This is a genomic window from Kitasatospora sp. NPDC047058, from assembly GCF_040643935.1.
Taxonomy (GTDB): Bacteria; Actinomycetota; Actinomycetes; order Streptomycetales; family Streptomycetaceae; genus Kitasatospora.
The window spans coordinates 1-17637 of sequence record NZ_JBEYVJ010000010.1 but is presented as its reverse complement, the minus strand read 5'-3'; the positions used below and the strand labels follow the sequence as shown (position 1 = coordinate 17637).

Below are 17637 nucleotides of genomic sequence, written 5' to 3'. Positions count from 1 at the left end.
GTGAGCAAGACCACGACCGATACCGGGCTGCCCCCGGCGGCGGCCGAGGACGCGGCCGAGCGGCTGACCACCGCGCCGGTCGAGTCGGAGGGCCCCGCGGGCATGGGGGTGTTCGGCTGGCTGCGCTGGACGTGGCGCCAGCTGACCTCGATGCGGGTCGCGCTGATCCTGCTCTTCCTGCTGTCGCTGGCCGCCATCCCCGGGTCGCTGATCCCGCAGAACGGCCAGAACCAGTTCAAGGTCGAGACGTGGAAGGCGCAGCACACCACCGTCGCGCCGGTCTACGAGAAGCTCCAGCTGTTCGACGTCTACAGCTCGGTCTGGTTCTCGGCCGTCTACATCCTGCTGTTCGTCTCGCTGGCCGGCTGCATCGTCCCGCGCACCTGGCAGTTCGTCGGCGTGCTGCGGGCCCAGCCCCCGGGCGCGCCGCGCAACCTGACCCGGATGCCGGTCTACGCGGCCTGGCGCACCGACGCGGACGCCACGGCGGTGAACGCCGCCGCACACCGGCTGCTGCGCCGGCGGCGGTTCCGGGCGAACCTGGCGGGCGGCTCGGTGGCCGCCGAGAAGGGCTACCTGCGCGAGGTCGGCAACCTGGTCTTCCACCTGTCGCTGTTCGCGCTGCTCGGCGGCTTCGCCTGGGCGAGCCTGGCCAGCGGCACCGGCGGCAAGCTGATGGTGGCCGGCGAGGGCTACTCCAACACCATCACGCAGCTGGACGACTTCACCGGCTCGCGGTTCTACGGCTCCGACGACCTCGACCCGTTCTACCTGAAGCTGGACAGCTTCAAGTCCCGGTTCCAGAGCAAGGGCGACCAGCTCGGCGCCGCCCGCGAGTTCACCGCGGAGGTCGAGTACTACGCGGGCAGCGACGCGTCCAAGCTGACCAAGGGCACGATCGAGGTCAACCACCCGCTGGAGATCGGCGGCAGCAAGGTCTACTTGATCGGCCACGGCTACGCCCCGGTGATCACGGTGAAGAACGCGGCCGGCCAGGTCGTCTACACCGGCGCGACGCCCTTCCTGCCGCAGGACGGCAACCTGACGTCCAGCGGGGTCGTCAAGGTCTCCGACTACGGCGAGAAGGACGGCAAGAAGACCCAGCTGGGCCTCTCCGGCTTCTTCCTGCCGACCGCCCCGCTCAGCTTCGAGGGCACCGGCCCGATCTCGCTGTTCCCGGGCGACGCCGCCCCGGAGGTGGTGCTCAACGCCTTCGCCGGCGACCTGGGCACCGACTCCGGCCTGCCCCAGAACGTCTACCAGCTCAACCAGAAGAACCTGACCCAGCTCCAGCGGGACGGCCAGCCGGCCAAGGCGCGGCTGAAGCCGGGCCAGACCTGGGAGCTGCCGGACGACTACGGCACGGTCACCTTCGAGGGCTACCGGCAGTGGGCCAGCTTCAACGTCTCGCACCGCCCGGGCAACGCGATCGCCCTGGCCGGCGGTGTGCTGGCGATCCTCGGCCTGATCGGCTCGCTGTTCGTGCAGCGGCGCCGGATCTGGGTCCGCGCGGTGGCGCTGCCCGGCGGCGGCACCCTGGTCGAGCTGGCCGGGCTGGCCCGCAGCGAGTCGGCGAAGATCGCCGAGGAGCTGGCCGAGCTGGCGGTGGACCTCCAGGACGACGCGCCCGCGCTGGACGACGAGCCGGCCGACGGGGACGGGCCGGCCGACGCGGACGGGCCCGCCGCGGAACCCGCGCACGCCGAAGACCCCGAAGACCCCGAAGACCCCGAAGACCCCGCAGTCCCTGCCGACCAGAACTCCAAGGAGTAGACGGTGCACCTCGCCTCGGCGGTCGACCCCCACCTGGCCGACCTCTCCAACAAGCTGATCTATTCGGCCATGGCCGTCTACACGATCGCCATGCTCGCCCACATGTTCGAGTGGACCTTCGGCAGCAAGGGTGCCGTCGCCGTCCGCTCCACCGAGCAGGCGGGCAGTCTGGCCGAGACGGTCGCCGCGGCCGGATCCACGGGCAAGGGCGCGAAGAAGGTCACCGTCACGGTCGCCTCGGCCGGCGGCGGCACCACCACGCTGACCCGCACCGCCCTCGCGGGCGAGGGCGCGACGGTGGTCACCAGCGGCCGGGGCGAGGAGGGCGCGGACGGCCCGGGCGCGGCCGGCACCAGCGAGCGGGCCGACCTGGCCGGCCGGATCGCGGTCTCGCTCACCGTCCTGGGCGCCCTGCTGCACGCGGGCGGCGTGGTCACCCGCGGCCTCTCGGTCTCCCGCTGGCCGTGGGGCAACATGTACGAGTTCTCCTGCGCCTTCGCGCTGGCCATGACGGTCGCCTACCTGGGGCTGCTGGCCGCGCGGAAGCAGGTCCGCTGGCTCGGCCTGCCGGTCACCCTGGCGGTGGTGCTGACCCTCGGCATCGCCACCCAGGTGCTGTACACCGAGTCCGAGCAGCTCGTCCCGGCGCTGCACTCGTACTGGCTGGCGATCCACGTCTCCACCGCGATCGTCTGCGGCGGCGCCTTCTACGCGGCGTTCATCGCCACGCTGCTCTACCTGGGCAAGGACTCCTTCGACAAGCGCACGGCGGCCGGCCTGACCAGCGGCCCGCTCGGCACCTCGGCGTCGATCTGGCAGCGCCTGCCCGCCGCGGCGACGCTGGACAAGCTCTCCTACCGGATCAACGCGCTGGTCTTCCCGCTCTGGACCTTCACCATCATCGCGGGCGCGATCTGGGCCGAGGCGGCCTGGGGCAAGTACTGGGAGTGGGACCCGAAGGAGACCTGGTCGTTCATCACCTGGGTCGCCTACGCCTGCTACCTGCACGCCCGCGCGACCGCCGGCTGGAAGGGGCGCAAGGCCGCCTACCTGGCGCTGGCCGCGTTCGCCTGCTGGCTCTTCAACTACTACGGCGTGAACATCTTCGTCACCGGCAAGCACTCCTACGCGGGGATCTGACCGGGGGGACGGCACCCACCGGCCCGGCGCTCCTGATCGGAAGCCGGGCCGTGGCGTGACAGGGGTAGTGCGTGCCGGCCACCCGCGCCGGTACGGGGAGGAACACGAGGAGGAGATCGCGCAATGGAGTGCGACGAGGTCATGCTGACCGTCCGAATCACCGCGGCCGAGCAGCTGCTGCTCCGCCGGCTCGCCCAGGGGCACCGCAGCGACGTGTCCGAGGTGGTGGCCGACGGCCTGCTGGACGTCATCCCCACGATCAGCTCGCCGGCGGACGCCTACCGGCTGCTGGGTGCGCTCACGGCCCCCGCGCCGTGCGCCCTGACGGTCTGGCTGCCGACGCCGCTGGCCGACCTGCTGGTCCCGGGCGCGGCCCGGATCGCCCAGGTCACCCAGGTCCGGATCGGCTCGGCCAGCGCCATGCTGGGCGCCGCGCTGCGGCTCTGGCTGGCCCAGGACCCGGGCCTGCTGGCCGCCAACCTCAGCGTGATGCACGCCGGGCGGCCGTCCGCACTGGTCGCGGCCTGAGCGGCCCGAGTGGCCCGAGTGGCCCGAGTGGCCCGAGTGGCCCGAGTGCCTGAGGGGGCGCGGGCGACCGCAACGCCTGAGGGGCGCCTGAGGCGCGCCTGAGTGGCCCGAGGGGGCGTGAACGGCCGAGAAGGCCGGCGGGGTCCGGGCCGGCCCGGGGAAGGGCCGGTACGGGGCCCTGGAGGGGTCAGCTGGCCAGCGGCAGGCCCGGGGTGCGGCCCGGGCGGCCGTCGGCCCGCGAGCGGGCCGGGGCGTCGCCGGCCGGCTCGGTGAGCACCCGGCACTCGGCGACGGTCCGGTCGTCCTGCACCAGCACCACCCGGACCGGCACCCGCCCGCGCCCGTTGGCGTACCCGTGCCCGTCCTCGTACCCGTTCCCGCCACGGGCCGGCGGAACGGTGCCGGACTCCGGGACGGCCCGGACCAGGCAGGGCCGGTCCCGCTCGATGAGGCTGTTGAACGAGGACACCAGCTCGACCGGTACCACCGGCTCGCGGTACAGCCGTTGCGCGGCCTGCCGGGCGGCCTCCAGCACCAGCATCCCGGGCACGTGGTCGGCCGCCTGGTCGAACAGCACCGGGTGCCCGGCGTCGGCGCGCAGCAGCCAGCTGCCCGGCACCGGCGACGGCGCGAGGACGGCGTCGGCGCCCCGGTCGAGCACGGCCGGCTCGGGCCCCCAGGACGCGCCGTGCTGCCCGGGGCCGGCGGGGGCGTGTCTCGCGTCCCCACGCAGCCGGGCGTACGCGACGGGGGAGTACACGCGCAGCTGTCCGGCCGCCCGCCCGACCGGCCGGCCGTCCCGCCGGATCTCGGCCTGCACCCGCAGCGAGGCCAGCCGCCCGTTGCGCATCCGGACGTCGTGGCAGCCGATCTCCAGCATCAGGCAGGCCGGCGCGGCGGTGGCGGCGAGGCCGTCCACCCCGTCGGGACCGAGCGCGTAGCAGAGCTCGTCGAGCGCGAACTGGTGGCCGCGCGGCACGCCGAAGCCGACGTGGCCGATCAGCAGCCCGGCCTGCCGGACGGTCTCGGCCAGCAGCAGCGGGTCGTGGTGCCGGACGCCGGGCAGCCGGTGGGAGCCGTGCTGCCGGGGCCACTGCGCGCCGACGAGGAAGTCGTACGGGCCGGTGGACTGCCAGCCGGTGATCAGCACCTCGGAGACGGCGGCGCGGTGGACCAGGTGCCGGGAGACGGTCCGCTCGTGGAAGTCGTAGCCGGCGGCCGGGTGGCTGTACGAACCCGGATGCGGATACGGACCGCGGTCGTCCGGTTCAAAGAACATTGGCATGACGGGCCCACTCCCGGGTGTCGGTCGACCGGCCGCGCCGGGCGGCCAGAGCAAAAATACAGACCACCCGGTTTGCTGTCAGCAGTCGGGGTCCCACTGCCGAACACTTGGCGTGACCACGTTACCGGGCCTGTGCCCCAAGGCAATCCCCGGCTGCACGACGTCCGACGTTGGAGGGGGGTTACTCCCCGCTGGACGGCGGGGGCCGCCGAGACGCTAGATTAGATACCAACCATGCGGTTTCGGGCGGGCCGTCCGCATGCGAGGCGTCGCCCCGGACGGCGGTGCACTGACAGCAGCCGGCGAGCCGGGATCTCGTCGGGACCGAGGCCGGAGGGGCCCAGTGGTCAAGCAGGAACGTGCGGGGAGGACCAGGCGGGCCGTGCTGCTCGCGGCGGCGGACACGTTCGCGGACGCGGGGTTCGAGTCGGCCAGCCTGATCGACATCAGCCGCCGGGCGGGGGTCAGCAAGGGCGCGCTCTACTTCCACTTCGTCTCCAAGCAGGCGCTCGCCGACGGCGTCCGCGCGGCGGCCGCCCGGGAGATCGGCTCGGCCGCCCTGCACGCCAGGCGCTGCGGCGGCCCGGCCTTCCAGTCCCTGATCGACTTCTCGCACGAGCTGGCCCGGCTGGTCCGCGAGGACGTCGTGGTCCGGGCCGGCGTCCAGCTCGGCCAGGGCGGCCGGGGCGGCGCGGCGGACGCCTGGTGCAGCCTGAGGTCGGTGTTCGGCCGGCTGCTGGAGCGGGCCCACGCGGCCGGTGAGCTGCACCCCGAGGTGGACCTCCGGCGGGCCGCCGAGCTGCTGACCACGCTGGCGGCCGGGCTGGTGCTGCTCGCCCCGGACGACGCCGACCGGCTCCGGCCGGAGGCCGTGCACAGCCTGTGGACGGCCGCGCTCCCGGCGCTGGTCCCGGCGGAGCGCTGCGCCGCGTACCGCATCTGAGCCCGTCACTGCGAGCCCGGAAGCGCCCCGGGGAAACACAGACCGGGCGGTCGGTATTCGGGCCTGAGGCCCCGCCAGCCCCGCCGGCCCGGGCTCCGGGAACGCTGCCGGCCCGGGCTCCGGGGCTCCGGGAACGCCGACGGCCGGCCGCCCGGGAGGGGCGACCGGCCGTCGGTCGGGTGCTGCGGGGGCCGCGTCAGGCGGCCTGCTGCCAGCTCACCGGCGAGAAGTACGCCGGGCGGCGCTCCAGGCGGTGCCAGTTGGCGATCGGCTCGACCGGCGCGGCGGCGGCCGCGGCCTGCTGGGCGGCCGCGGCGCGGGCCATCAGCACGGCGGTCAGGGCCGCGAGTTCCTCGTCGGAGAGCGAGCCGCGGACGATGCGGACGAGAGGTTCGGCGGAAGCGGTCATGGTGTGGTTTTCTCCCCCTGCACGTGTCTGGTGAATGGTCAGCAGAACTTTGGTGCTACATGGGCGGGTTGCCGTGCTTGCGGCTCGGCAGGTCGGCGTGCTTGGTGCGGAGCATGGCCAGCGAGGAGGCGAGCACCTGGCGGGTCTCGGCCGGGTCGATGACGTCGTCCACGAGGCCGCGCTCGGCCGCGTAGTACGGGTGCATCAGTTCGCTCTTGTACTCCTTGATCTTCTGCGCCCGCATCGCGTCGGGGTCCTCGGCGCCGTTGATGTCCCGGCGGAAGATCACGTTGGCGGCGCCCTCGGCGCCCATCACGGCGATCTCGTTGGTCGGCCAGGCGAACGAGAGGTCCGCACCGATCGAGCGGGAGTCCATGACGATGTACGCGCCGCCGTAGGCCTTGCGCAGGATCAGCTGGATGCGCGGCACGGTGGCGTTGCAGTAGGCGTAGAGCAGCTTGGCGCCGTGCCGGATGATGCCGTCGTGCTCCTGGTCGACGCCGGGCAGGAAGCCGGGGACGTCGAGCATGGTGACCAGCGGGATGTTGAAGGCGTCGCACATCTGGACGAAGCGCGCGGCCTTCTCGCTCGCGTTGATGTCGAGGACGCCGGCCAGCGACTGCGGCTGGTTGGCGATGATGCCGGTGACGTGGCCGTCGATCCGGGCCAGCACGCAGAGCACGTTGGTGGCCCAGCGCTCGTGGACCTCGAGGTACTCGCCGTGGTCGACGATCTCCTCGATGACCTTGCGCATGTCGTACGGCCGGTTGCCGTCGGCGGGCACCAGGTCGAGCAGCGAGTCGTTGCGGCGCTCGACCGGGTCGTCGTTGACGGCGGTAGGCGGCATCTCGCGGTTGTTCTGCGGCAGCAGCGAGAGGAGGTAGCGGACCTCCTCGATGCAGGACTGCTCGTCGTCGTACGCGAAGTGCGAGACGCCGGAGACCCCGGAGTGGACGTCGGCGCCGCCGAGGCCGTTCTGGGTGATCTTCTCGCCGGTCACGGCCTGGACGACGTCCGGGCCGGTGATGAACATCTGGGAGGTCTCGCGGACCATGAAGATGAAGTCGGTCAGGGCCGGCGAGTAGGCGGCGCCGCCGGCGCAGGGGCCGAGCATGACCGAGATCTGCGGGATGACGCCGGAGGCGCGGGTGTTGCGCTGGAAGATGCCGCCGTAGCCGGCGAGGGCGGTGACGCCCTCCTGGATGCGGGCGCCGGCGCCGTCGTTCAGGGACACCAGCGGGGCACCGGCCGCGATGGCCATGTCCATGATCTTGTGGATCTTCTGGGCGTGGGCCTCGCCCAGCGCGCCGCCGAAGATCCGGAAGTCGTGGGCGTAGGTGAAGACCGTCCGGCCGTGGACCGTGCCCCAGCCGACGATGACACCGTCGGTGTGCGGCTTCTTGGCCTCCAGGCCGAAGCCGGTGGCGCGGTGCCGGCGCAGCGGCTCGACCTCGCGGAACGAGCCCTCGTCGAGGAGCAGCTCGATGCGCTCACGGGCGGTCAGCTTGCCCTTGGCGTGCTGCGCCTCGGTGGCCTTCTCGCTCGGGCCGCGGCGGACCTGCTCGCGCAGTTCGTGCAACTCGGCGACCCGACCGTGGGCGTCGGCCGGGATCTCGGGGATCTCGTCGCCGACCGGCGCCTCGTGCACAACCGTCATCTCGAACCACTCCAAGGGTGAGGGAACTGTCCGACAGCCAACGTCTGCATTGCCCCCGGCTGCGAATCACTTCTTCACTTATGACTGTACGAGGGGCCGTGCGCTGGATTCGGCGTCGAATCCGTACAAGGTCGCGTCCGATTAGATGTCGAAGGTGAACAGAAACCGGCCCGAGCGGCCATGTGCGCAACGTGGTCGTTCGATTACCCGGACTGATCCGTCCGAATGCCCCCGGATGATCTGGGCCTGTGGAAACGTGCAGGTCAGAGCCTGCTTCTAAAGCCGCCGGCAAAGGGGCCCAAGCCACCTCCAAGGCGGTCTTCAGAGGAGTGTGCCGGGTGGCGCGGAAGCGGTCCGACGGCTGATCAGTCGTAGGGATACGCCAAAAACGCCGCAGCCCACCCGGATGGCACCGGGTGGGCTGTCCGAGGGATCCGGGTCAGCTCCTGCGGCCGTCCTCCGGCTCGTCCCTGCCACGCAGTTCCTCCTCGCGGCGGCGCAGGTCCGCCTCCCACTGCTTGAGCATGTCCTCGTGCTGCTTGTCGTCCTTCTTCAACGAGGCCAGGAACTCCGGGTCGTCGTCCGGCGCGAGCGGCCGGCCGCCGCGCGGGCGCTCGTACTCGGGGTGGCCGGCGGTGCGCCCCGCCGGGCGGGCCTGCAGGGCGCCGCGCTGCTTGCCGGCCACCAGCCAGGCGATCGAACCGACCAGCGGGAAGAGCAGCACGATGATCACCCAGACCACCTTGGGCAGGTGCTTCACCTCGTCCTCGGGGGTGGTCAGGCAGTCGATGAACGCCCACACCCAGAGGGCGAGCGGCAGGACGAAGGTCAGGATCCTCAGCACGGCGGCGATCTCCCCCGGCGACGGCGATGGCGGCGGGCCGGGTGCCTGAAGCACGGGGGCTTCAAGGGGGGCCCTTGACACGGGCCAGGCTATCGGGTGGCGGATACTGTCTCGCATGGCATACGACGATCTCCGCTCGTTTCTGCGGGCCCTCGACCGTGAGGGCGACCTCAAGCGCATCAAGGCCGAGGTGGACCCCCACCTGGAGATCGGCGAGATCGTCGACCGGGTGCAGAAGGCCAAGGGTCCGGCCCTGCTGTTCGAGAACGTCAAGGGCTCGTCGATGCCCCTGGCGATGAACGTCTTCGGCACCGAGCGCCGGCTCGCCAAGGCCCTCGGCCTCAAGGGCCCGGACGACATCGCCGAGAAGATCGCCGGCCTGCTGAAGCCGGAGCTGCCGCAGGGCTTCACCGGCTTCCGGGACGCCTTCGGCAAGCTCGCCTCGATGGCGCACGTGCCGCCGAAGCACGTGAAGTCCGGCGACGCGCCCGTGCACGAGGTCGTGCTCACCGGCGACGACGTCAACCTGGACGAGCTGCCCGCCCTCTTCACCTGGCCGCTGGACGGCGGCTCCTTCTTCAACCTGGGCCTCACCCACACCAAGGACCCGGACACCGGCGTCCGCAACCTCGGCCTCTACCGGCTCCAGCGGCACGACCGGCGCACCATCGGCATGCACTGGCAGATCCACAAGGACAGCCGCAACCACGCCGCCGTGGCGGCCAAGCGCGGTGAGCGCCTGCCGGTCGCCATCGCCTTCGGCTGCCCGCCGGCCGTCACCTACGCCGCCACCGCGCCGCTGCCCGGTGACATCGACGAGTACCTGTTCGCCGGCTTCGTGGCGGGCGAGCGGGTGAAGATGGTCGACTGCAAGACCGTGCCGCTGCAGGTCCCGGCCGACGCCGAGGTGGTGCTCGAAGGCTGGCTGGAGCCCGGCGAGATGCTGCCCGAGGGCCCGTTCGGCGACCACACCGGCTTCTACACGCCGCAGGAGCCGTTCCCGGCGCTGACGATCGACTGCGTGACGATGCGCCGCCGTCCGATCCTGCAGTCCATCGTGGTCGGCCGCCCGCCGACGGAGGACGGCCCGCTGGGCAAGTTCACCGAGCGGTTCTTCCTGCCGCTGCTGAAGGTCATCATCCCGGACATCGTCGACTACGACCTGCCCGAGGCCGGCGGCTTCCACAACTGCGTGATCGTCTCGATCGACAAGAAGTACCCCAAGCACGCCCAGAAGACGATGCACGCCATCTGGGGCGCCCACATGATGTCGCTGACCAAGCTGATCATCGTGGTGGACTCCGACTGCGACGTGCACGACTACCAGGAAGTGGCCTGGCGGGCCTTCGGCAACGTCGACTACAGCCGCGACCTCACCGTGGTCGAGGGCCCGGTCGACCACCTCGACCACGCCTCCTACCAGCAGTTCTGGGGCGGCAAGGCGGGCATCGACGCGACCCGCAAGCTGCCCGAGGAGGGCTACACCCGGGACGGCGGCTGGCCGGAGATGGTCTCCTCCGACCCGGACACCGCCGCCCTGGTGACGCGCCGCTGGAAGGAGTACGGGCTCTGATGAGTACCGCTGCCGCGCTTCCCGAGGTCCCGCCGGGCAAGGTCAAGGCCTTCCTGCGGCTGGTGATGATCGAGCACTCGGTCTTCGCCCTGCCCTTCGCCTACATCGCCGCGCTGACCGCGATGTTCCTCGCCGACGGGCGGGTGCACTGGGGCGAGCTGTTCATCGTCACCGTCTGCATGGTCGGCCTGCGGACCTTCGCGATGGCCGCCAACCGGATCATCGACCGTGAGATCGACGCCCGGAACCCGCGCACCGCCGGCCGCGAACTCGTCACCGGCGCGGTGTCGGTGAAGACGGCGTACGTCGGCTCGGCGGTCGCGCTGGTGGTCTTCCTGGGCGCCGCCGCCCTGCTGAACCCGCTCTGCCTGGTGCTGGCGCCGGTGGCCGTCGTGCCGATGGTGGTCTACCCCTACGGCAAGCGGTTCACCGACTTCCCGCAGGCGATCCTCGGCCTCGCCCAGGCGATGGGCCCGGTCGGCGCCTGGCTGGCGGTCACCGGCTCCTGGTCCTGGGACGCCGTGGTGCTCGGCGCGGCGGTCGGCATCTGGATCGGCGGCTTCGACCTCATCTACGCCTGCCAGGACGTCGAGTCCGACCGCGAGGGCGGCGTGCGCTCGGTGCCGGCCCGGTTCGGCGTCCCGGCGGCGGTGTGGGGCGCCCGCGTCTGCCACGTGCTCACCACGCTGCTGCTCGGCTGGTACGCGGTGCTGACCGACGCCGGGGTGGCGTTCTGGCTCGGCCTCGCGGTGGTGGCCGGCGCCTTCGTGTACGAGCACACCATCGTGAAGCCGGGCGACCTGTCCAAGCTCAACCGGGCGTTCTTCCAGACGAACGGGTTCGTCGGGATCTCGCTGTTCTTCTTCGCCCTGGTGGACCTGGTCGTGCGCGGCCTCGGAGTCTGAGCCCCCTCTGCGTGGCTACTGGGCGCCCTCGTCGAGCGTGTGCTTGACGAGGGCGTTCGCGTGCCCGTGGCCGAGGCCGTGCTCGGCCTTCAGCCAGGCGACCAGCTCCATGTGCCTGGTCAGCGGGGAGGAACGGATGAGGTCCTTCCAGTGCCCGACCGGCCGGCCGTACTTCTTCTCGATGGACGGGAAGTAGCTGGCGGGGCCCTTGACGGCGTCGGTGCTCATGAGGGTGCGTCTCCTGTCGGTTCGTCAGTTCGATCGTATCGGGGCGGTTCTCACGCGGAGAGCCGGGCGGCGACGGCGCTCAGCCGGCCGAGCCCGAGGGCGGCGCCGGCGGTGAAGGCCAGGACGGTGGCGCCGGAGCCGGAGCCCGCGGTGAGCAGGGTGCGGGTCGCGGGGGCGGCGGCGGTCAGCGGGGCTGCGGTGAGCGGGTTCGTCATGCTGGTAGGACCGGGTGCGGGCGCGGAACTCATCGGTGCGGCGGGTGTGATCCGGGTCACGCGCCCGTTCCGGCCCGGTGCCGTGCGGCGGCGCTCGCGATCTTGGTGTCGTCTAGCCTCGGCGGATGACCGAAACGAACGCAGACTTCCGTACCGACCGGATCGGCAGTGCGCTGCGGGGTGAGAACCCCACCGTGATGCGCCGGCTCGACGCCGGGTTCGCCGTGATCGGGGACGTGCAGTTCCTGCCCGGGTACTCGATCCTGCTCACGGACGAACCGGGCGCCGAGCGGCTCTCCGACCTGCCGCGGCCGCGCCGGCTGGCGTACCTCGCGGACATGGACCGGCTCGGCGAGGCGGTCGAGCGGGCCTGCCGGGCCGCCGATCCGGCGTTCCGCCGGGTGAACCTGGAGATCCTCGGCAACAAGGACGCCTTCCTGCACGCCCACGTGTGGCCCCGCTACGACTGGGAGTCGGAGCACCTGGTGCAGAAGCCGGTCTGGCTCTACCCGCCGGACCGCTGGTACGACGGGCAGTACGCCCTCTCCCCGCAGCACGACGCCATCCGCGCCGCCGTCACCGCCGAGCTCGACGCCCTGCGCTGACGTCCCGTGGGAGGCGTCCGCCCCCAGGCGCGTCCGTCACTGCGGAGCGAACGGCCAGGCCGTCCGGACCTGGGCGAGCCGGTGGCGCTGGGCGTCGATCCAGCCGTCGGGCAGGCGCACCAGCACGGTCGTCGAGGTGAGCGACGCCGCCGCGTCCCGGACCGTCACCTCGATCGCGTCGAGGGGCCCGTGCGGGGTGCCGTACGGGCCCCGGGGGACGATCCGGATCTCCGGGTTGCGGCCGTCGTCCATCCAGTCGACCGCCTCGCCGGCGGTGAGCCGGTCGAGGGCCGCGGCCCAGTCGTCCAGGTCCTCGGGCAGCAGGCAGACGCCCGTGAGCCGGCCGTTGGCGAACGCGCTGGCCACCGTGATGTCCGCCTCGAAACAGCCGTCCCAGAAGGGGCCGTTGGTGGTCGTCGGCCCCGCCACGCGCACGACGACGCTGTTCTCGCCGTCGGCGAGGCGGACCAGGTCCACCGGACCGTTCGTGGTCACAATCCGCCCCTTTCGGCGAGAAGTCGACTGTTCCGCAGACCGACTACCGCGCTGCGTCATGGCCGTGTTACCGTCCGCGACGTCAACAGAAAAGAAGAAGACCCCAGCGGTGCGCCAACACCCCGGGGTCAGGCACCAGGAGAGAAAAGCTCCAGATGCAGATTCATCGTAGCGCGCACGCGCGCGGTTTCACCGTGTTGCCGAACGGGCTCTTGCAGGACCGCCGGCTCAGCTACACCGCCCGCGGACTCCTCGTCGACCTGCTCTCCCGGCCCGACGGCTGGCGCGAGGACGGTCGGCAGATGGCCGACACCAGCCCGCAGGGGCGCGGCACCGTCCGACGGGCCCTCAAGGAGCTGGCCGAAGCGGGGTACTACCGCGTCGACCGGGTCCGGATGCCCGACGGCACCGTGCGCTCGCAGGCGCACGTCTACGACACCCCGCAGCTCGCGCCGCCACCGTGTGCCGCCCGTCCGGTCGCCGGTGGGGCGGTGGCCGGTGGCCGTGTCACTCCTCCCGTAAAGGAACGGGAACAAGCACCCACCCTCCCGGCCGAGTTGCCCGACGAGCAGACCCGCGCCGCGGTCGCGGCGCTGTTCCGGGCGGTCCGGCCCGAGCCGCGGCTGTGGCTGGGCGGGCGCGAGGCGCTCGCCCTGGCGCCGCTCGTTGCCGAGTGGCTGCAACGCGGCACCAGTGAGGACGAGTTGGCCCGGGCCCTGGTGTCCGGCCTGCCGGCGGCCGTGCAGTGCCCGGTGGGCATGCTCCGCAGCCGCCTGCAGCGCAAGATGCCGCCCGAACGAGGGGCTCCCGAGGCGCTGCCCGCCCGGTACGCCGAATGCGGCAGGTGTCACGACCCGGTGCCCCGCACGGGCATCTGCCGTGCCTGCGCAGGCCTGGAACCCCGGCCCGGCCCCACCGGGGCCACCGCCGCGGTGACCTCCGCCGGAGCCGCCCGCGCCCGCCTCGCGCTGCGCACCCGCCGCCCGGACGCAGGCGCCGTCCCCGCCGTGTGCTGATCGCCGCCGGTGTGGTCCGTGCCGCACCGACCCGTCCGGGTTCCCGGGGGCGGGGGAGGCCACCCGATCTCGTGAACTTCCGCGTGGGGGCCTGGGCGGGTCGCTCAACTCGTGCCTAGGCTCCGGGACATGGACATCGTGATCCCGCTCTTCGAGCGCTTCGAGCCCCTGGACGCCATCGGCCCGTACGAGATCCTCGGGTACGTGCCGGGCGCGCGGGTGCGCTTCGTCGCGCCCGAACCGGGCCGGGTCACCGACGGGCTGGGCGCGCTCTCCGTGGAGGTGTCGACCAGGTACTCGGAGGTGGACGCCTGTGACGTGCTGCTCGTGCCCGGCGGGCACGGCGCGGCCGCCTTGGTGGCCGACCCGGACTTCCTCGGCTGGGTGCGGGCCGTGCACGCCACCACCCGGTTCACCACCTCGGTCTGCACCGGCTCCCTCGTGCTCGGCGCCGCCGGGCTGCTCAAGGGGCTGACCGCCACCACCCACTGGGGCGCCGCCGACGCGCTGGAGAGCCACGGTGCCACCTACACCGCCGAGCGCGTCGTCCGGCACGAGTCCGAGCGGATCATCACCTCGGCCGGGGTGTCGTCCGGCATCGACATGGCCGTCCGGCTCGCCGCCCTGCTCACCGACGACATCACCGCCCAGGCCATCCAGCTCTGCACCGAGTACGACCCGCAGCCGCCGTTCGACTCCGGCTCCCTGGCCAAGGCGCCGGCCGCTGTCGTCGAGCGCACCCGCACGCTCGGCTGAGCACGGTCAGCCGGTCAGACCGCGCCGGTACCGGACGCCCGGGCGGTCGCCGATGACGGTCTCCCCGAGGACGGTGAAGCCGGTGCGGCGCAGCACCGCCATGGACGCCGCGTTGTCCGACGTGGTCCTCGCCGTGAGCGCGGACAGCCCGTACCCGGCCGCCGCCAGCCGGCAGACCTCCAGCACCGCGGCCGTCGCCACGCCCCGGCCGGCGGCCCGTTCGCCGATCCGGTAGCCGAGTTCGGCCTCGCCGTGCTCGACGTCCACCAGGTTCACCCGGCCGAGCAGCGCCCCGGACCCGTCCAGCACGAGGTGGAAGTGGCAGGTGCCGGCGTCCTGTTCGGCGAGCAGGGCGGCGTGCCGGGCGGCGAACCCGGCGAAGTACGCGTCCCCGCGGTCCGGCACCGACCGCGCGAAGTACTCCCGGTTCGCCCGCTCGAACGCCAGCACGGCGTCCGCGTGGTCGGCCCGCAACCGCTCCAGCCTCATCCCGGTCATGCGCGCCAGCATAGGCGGACGGGCCGTGGGGGCGCCGCCCGTCCGGCGGGGGTGCCCTCACGGCCCGGGATCCGGGGCGGTTGCCGCTACTCGGCGGCCTCCTGCTTGATGTAGTCCTCGTACTCGGCGGCGGTGAGGAGGTCGTTCAGCTCGGACTCCTTGGCCATCGTGATCTCGATCATCCAGCCGTCGCCGTACGGGTCGTCGTTGACCTGCTCGGGGGAGTCGTTCAGGTCCTCGTTCACGGTGGAGACCGTGCCGGCCACGGGCATGTAGGTCTCGCTCACCGACTTGACCGACTCGACGCTGCCGAACGGCTCCGACTGATCGAACCTGTCCCCCTTCTTCGGGAGTTCGACGAAGACGATGTCGCCGAGCTGCCGCTGCGCGTGGTCCGTGATGCCCACGCGGACGATGCCCTTGCCCAGGGACTGCACCCACTCGTGGTCCTTGGAGTACTTCAGGTCTTCCGGGGTGTTCGCCATCGAGGTCTCCGTCGGGTCGTCGGCTTGACTGACGGTGCGTCAGTCGCGGAAACGAGCCTGCCGCAGGTTCCCGCCCCCGGGCCGGACGTTCACCCGGACGTGTGAGCCCGCGGGTCGCGGAGGCCGTCCCTACACTGAGGGCCATCGGAGCCGATGAACGGGAGAGTCGCGTGAGCACTGTCAGGATCGCCGTCGTGACCAGTCTGGCCGACGCGGACCTCGACCCGGACCTGCCGCTGCTCGTCGATGCGCTGCGGTCGGACGGCCTGGCGGCCGAACCGGTGGCGTGGGACGCCGACGCGCCGGGGTGGGAGCGGTTCGACCTGGCGGTCGTCCGGTCGACCTGGGACTACACGGAGCGGCTCGGCGAGTTCCTGGCCTGGGCCGACGCGACGGCCCGCGTCACCCGGCTCCGGAACCCGGCGGCGGTGGTGCGCTGGAACTCCGACAAGCGCTACCTGCCGGAGCTCGCCGGGCGCGGCGTCCCGGTCGTGCCGACCCGGATCATCGAGCCGGGATCGCCGTACGGGGAGGGCGACTTCGACCACGCGGACGGCGTGGTGGTCAAGCCCGCGGTCTCCGCCGGGGCCCGGGACACCGCGCGCTACGAGCCCGGCCGGGCCGCGGACGCCGCCCGGCACGCCCGGATGCTGCTGGACCAGGGCCGCGCGGTCGTCGTCCAGCCGTACCTGCCCCTGGTGGAGGAGGGCGAGCGGGCCCTGGTGTTCATCGGCGGCGGCTTCAGCCACGCGATCCGCAAGGGGCCGGTGCTGACCGAGCCCAACGTGATCGACAACCTCCGGATGCCGCACCCCGGTGTCACCGTCCACCGGCCGACCGAGGCGGAGCTCCGGACCGCCGGGGCGGCCCTGGCGGCGTCGACGTCGCCCGGGGAGCTGCTGTACGCCCGGGTGGACCTGGCCCTGGACGAGGCCAGGGAACCCGTGGTGATGGAACTGGAACTGATCGAGCCGAACCTGTTCCTCGGACACGACCCGCAGGGCCTCGACCACCTCGTCACGGCGGTGACCGCGGAGCTGAAGTCCGCGCGCAGCTGACCCGCGCCTCAGGCGAGCCGCGGGGCGTCCGGGTGGTAGGCGCGCTGGCGTTCGACCGGAGCGTCGCGGAAGTCGCCGTTGCCGTTGACGACCTCGCCCACGCCGACGCGGATGCCCTGGGCCCGGCCGAAGCCCTTGAGGACGCCGCCGCGGGTGTCCGGGTCCGGGTGACTCGCGGGGCGGCCGGCGGCCAGGGTGACCGAGCGGGCGGAGACCGGCCCTAGCACCTGGGCGCCGGAGCCGATCCGGCTGGAGCCCATCACCTCGGCACCGTTGGCGAGCCGGGTCTCGTCGCCGATCTCGACGGAGTCGGGGCCGGCCGCCTTGATCTGCGCGCCGCCCTCGCCGATCACCGAGCGCTCCCCGATGACGATGGTCCCGCCGCCGGTCGCGGCGATCCGGGTGCCGCCGTGCAGCACGTTCCCCGGCCGGACCAGGCAGCCGCTCCGCTCGTCGCACTCGATGACCGCGCCGGGGTAGAGCACGTTTCCGGGGTGCAGCCGCACGTGCCGCGAGACGATCACCGAGAACGGGTCCAGCACCACGACCCCCCGGTCGGCGAGCTCCATCAGCTCCGCGGGCGTCAGCAGCCCCCGTTCCCGCCGTATCCGGTCCAGCCGTTCGCCCGCCGCTCCCGTGATCATCCGCCCATGCTCCCGGCTGCCCGTCCCGTCGTCCAGGGGCGAGAATCGGACGGACGACCCCAGGAGGCACACCATGATCGGCACACTGCAGTGCATCGTCCTCGACTGCCCGGAACCGGCCGGGCTCGCGCGGTTCTACGCGGCGCTGCTGGGCGGGGAGGTGGACCGGCCGGACCGGCGGTGGGCGCTGGGCGAGGGGTGGTCGACGCTGCACACCGAGGGCGGGCAGGTGCTCTGCTTCCAGCGGGTGGAGGACTACCGCCCGCCGCGGTGGCCGGACGCGGCGCACCCGCAGCAGCTGCACCTGGACATCGACGTGCCGGACCTCGACGCCGCCGAGCGCGAGGTGCTCGCGCTCGGCGCCGTCCGGCTGTCCGACGCCGGCGGCTGGCGGGTCTACGCCGACCCGGCCGGGCACCCGTTCTGCCTGCTCCCGGCGGGCTGACCGGCCGCCGCCCCGGTGCCCCCCCCCCCCGGGCCCGGGCCACCCGGCCGCGGCCCCCCCCAACCGGCCCTCGGACGGGTCCCGCGCCCCGGGGCGACGCGCCACCGGGAACCCGTGGTACATCTGGGCCAGCTG

The 17637-nt window shown here is 72.7% G+C and carries 21 protein-coding genes; 11 read left to right on the top strand and 10 right to left on the bottom strand.

The genetic code is table 11. The features are described from left to right. The 3 genes from ABZ885_RS02615 (at position 1) to ABZ885_RS02605 (ending at position 3441) form a co-directional block, all read left to right on the top strand. The gene (locus tag ABZ885_RS02615) at positions 1-1773 is read left to right on the top strand and encodes a cytochrome c biogenesis protein ResB (RefSeq protein ID WP_360182543.1); all 1773 of its coding nucleotides are present in this window, start codon (positions 1-3) and stop codon (positions 1771-1773) included. Positions 1774-1776: 3 nt separating this feature from the next. Next, positions 1777-2913: a c-type cytochrome biogenesis protein CcsB gene (gene ccsB / locus ABZ885_RS02610; RefSeq protein ID WP_360182540.1), complete on the top strand. Its 1137-nt coding sequence runs from the start codon at positions 1777-1779 to the stop codon at positions 2911-2913. A 123-nt stretch (positions 2914-3036) separates the two neighbouring features. After that, positions 3037-3441, top strand: a complete 405-nt coding sequence (locus ABZ885_RS02605) for a hypothetical protein (protein WP_360182538.1) — start codon at positions 3037-3039, stop codon at positions 3439-3441. Positions 3442-3628: 187 nt separating this feature from the next. On the opposite strand, the gene ABZ885_RS02600 is transcribed toward ABZ885_RS02605, so the two are convergent. Next, on the bottom strand, positions 3629-4726 hold the full coding sequence (locus ABZ885_RS02600; protein ID WP_360182535.1) for a ScbA/BarX family gamma-butyrolactone biosynthesis protein: 1098 nt from the start codon (positions 4724-4726) through the stop codon (positions 3629-3631). Between the two features lie 343 nt (positions 4727-5069). On the opposite strand from ABZ885_RS02600, the gene ABZ885_RS02595 reads away from it, so the two are divergent. Next, the gene (locus ABZ885_RS02595; RefSeq protein WP_360182532.1) at positions 5070-5669 is read left to right on the top strand and encodes a ScbR family autoregulator-binding transcription factor; all 600 of its coding nucleotides are present in this window, start codon (positions 5070-5072) and stop codon (positions 5667-5669) included. Positions 5670-5865: 196 nt separating this feature from the next. Here the strand turns inward: ABZ885_RS02595 and ABZ885_RS02590 are convergent, their stop codons facing one another. The 3 genes from ABZ885_RS02590 to ABZ885_RS02580 all read right to left on the bottom strand — a co-directional run bounded on the left by ABZ885_RS02590 (position 5866) and on the right by ABZ885_RS02580 (position 8579). Beyond that, the gene (locus ABZ885_RS02590; RefSeq protein ID WP_360182529.1) at positions 5866-6078 is read right to left on the bottom strand and encodes an acyl-CoA carboxylase subunit epsilon; all 213 of its coding nucleotides are present in this window, start codon (positions 6076-6078) and stop codon (positions 5866-5868) included. A gap of 55 nt (positions 6079-6133) precedes the next feature. Then, on the bottom strand, positions 6134-7735 hold the full coding sequence (locus ABZ885_RS02585; protein WP_360182526.1) for an acyl-CoA carboxylase subunit beta: 1602 nt from the start codon (positions 7733-7735) through the stop codon (positions 6134-6136). 439 nt (positions 7736-8174) lie between these two features. Continuing rightward, positions 8175-8579, bottom strand: a complete 405-nt coding sequence (locus ABZ885_RS02580) for a PLD nuclease N-terminal domain-containing protein (RefSeq protein ID WP_360182523.1) — start codon at positions 8577-8579, stop codon at positions 8175-8177. A gap of 115 nt (positions 8580-8694) precedes the next feature. On the opposite strand from ABZ885_RS02580, the gene ABZ885_RS02575 reads away from it, so the two are divergent. Further along, positions 8695-10152 (top strand): menaquinone biosynthesis decarboxylase, encoded by a 1458-nt coding sequence (locus ABZ885_RS02575; protein ID WP_360182520.1) that lies wholly within the window; start codon positions 8695-8697, stop codon positions 10150-10152. Further along, positions 10149-11057, top strand: a complete 909-nt coding sequence (gene mqnP, locus ABZ885_RS02570) for a menaquinone biosynthesis prenyltransferase MqnP (RefSeq protein ID WP_360182645.1) — start codon at positions 10149-10151, stop codon at positions 11055-11057. The genes ABZ885_RS02575 and mqnP overlap by 4 nt, the downstream gene beginning before the upstream one ends. Before the next feature lie 15 nt (positions 11058-11072). Here mqnP and ABZ885_RS02565 read toward each other — a convergent pair whose 3' ends face one another. Continuing rightward, a complete protein-coding gene (locus tag ABZ885_RS02565; RefSeq protein ID WP_360182517.1) occupies positions 11073-11285 on the bottom strand; it encodes a DUF4287 domain-containing protein in 213 nt (70 codons plus the stop codon). Positions 11286-11335: 50 nt separating this feature from the next. Next, a complete protein-coding gene (locus ABZ885_RS02560) occupies positions 11336-11500 on the bottom strand; it encodes a hypothetical protein (RefSeq protein ID WP_360182514.1) in 165 nt (54 codons plus the stop codon). Between the two features lie 125 nt (positions 11501-11625). Here ABZ885_RS02560 and ABZ885_RS02555 point away from each other — a divergent pair, with 125 nt between their 5' ends. After that, complete coding sequence (locus ABZ885_RS02555; protein ID WP_360182511.1) at positions 11626-12105, top strand: diadenosine tetraphosphate hydrolase; 480 nt, start codon at positions 11626-11628, stop codon at positions 12103-12105. 36 nt (positions 12106-12141) lie between these two features. Here ABZ885_RS02555 and ABZ885_RS02550 read toward each other — a convergent pair whose 3' ends face one another. After that, positions 12142-12600, bottom strand: a complete 459-nt coding sequence (locus tag ABZ885_RS02550) for a DUF5959 family protein (RefSeq protein ID WP_360182508.1) — start codon at positions 12598-12600, stop codon at positions 12142-12144. Between the two features lie 155 nt (positions 12601-12755). On the opposite strand from ABZ885_RS02550, the gene ABZ885_RS02545 reads away from it, so the two are divergent. Both ABZ885_RS02545 and ABZ885_RS02540 read left to right on the top strand, forming a co-directional pair. Further along, positions 12756-13616 (top strand): hypothetical protein, encoded by an 861-nt coding sequence (locus ABZ885_RS02545; RefSeq protein WP_360182505.1) that lies wholly within the window; start codon positions 12756-12758, stop codon positions 13614-13616. A gap of 129 nt (positions 13617-13745) precedes the next feature. After that, positions 13746-14372 (top strand): DJ-1/PfpI family protein, encoded by a 627-nt coding sequence (locus ABZ885_RS02540; protein ID WP_360182502.1) that lies wholly within the window; start codon positions 13746-13748, stop codon positions 14370-14372. A 6-nt stretch (positions 14373-14378) separates the two neighbouring features. Here the strand turns inward: ABZ885_RS02540 and ABZ885_RS02535 are convergent, their stop codons facing one another. Both ABZ885_RS02535 and gcvH read right to left on the bottom strand, forming a co-directional pair. Continuing rightward, complete coding sequence (locus ABZ885_RS02535; protein WP_360182499.1) at positions 14379-14882, bottom strand: GNAT family N-acetyltransferase; 504 nt, start codon at positions 14880-14882, stop codon at positions 14379-14381. A 74-nt stretch (positions 14883-14956) separates the two neighbouring features. Then, on the bottom strand, positions 14957-15355 hold the full coding sequence (gcvH, locus tag ABZ885_RS02530) for a glycine cleavage system protein GcvH (protein WP_360182496.1): 399 nt from the start codon (positions 15353-15355) through the stop codon (positions 14957-14959). A 170-nt stretch (positions 15356-15525) separates the two neighbouring features. Here gcvH and ABZ885_RS02525 point away from each other — a divergent pair, with 170 nt between their 5' ends. Further along, positions 15526-16413 (top strand): hypothetical protein, encoded by an 888-nt coding sequence (locus tag ABZ885_RS02525; RefSeq protein ID WP_360182493.1) that lies wholly within the window; start codon positions 15526-15528, stop codon positions 16411-16413. A gap of 8 nt (positions 16414-16421) precedes the next feature. On the opposite strand, the gene ABZ885_RS02520 is transcribed toward ABZ885_RS02525, so the two are convergent. Then, positions 16422-17057 carry a hypothetical protein gene (locus ABZ885_RS02520; RefSeq protein WP_360182490.1) on the bottom strand — a complete coding sequence of 212 codons (636 nt, stop codon included), beginning with the start codon at positions 17055-17057 and terminating at the stop codon, positions 16422-16424. 73 nt (positions 17058-17130) lie between these two features. Here ABZ885_RS02520 and ABZ885_RS02515 point away from each other — a divergent pair, with 73 nt between their 5' ends. After that, entirely contained in the window at positions 17131-17502 is a 372-nt protein-coding gene (locus ABZ885_RS02515) for a VOC family protein (RefSeq protein ID WP_360182487.1), read from the top strand. Positions 17503-17637: the final 135 nt, after the last annotated feature.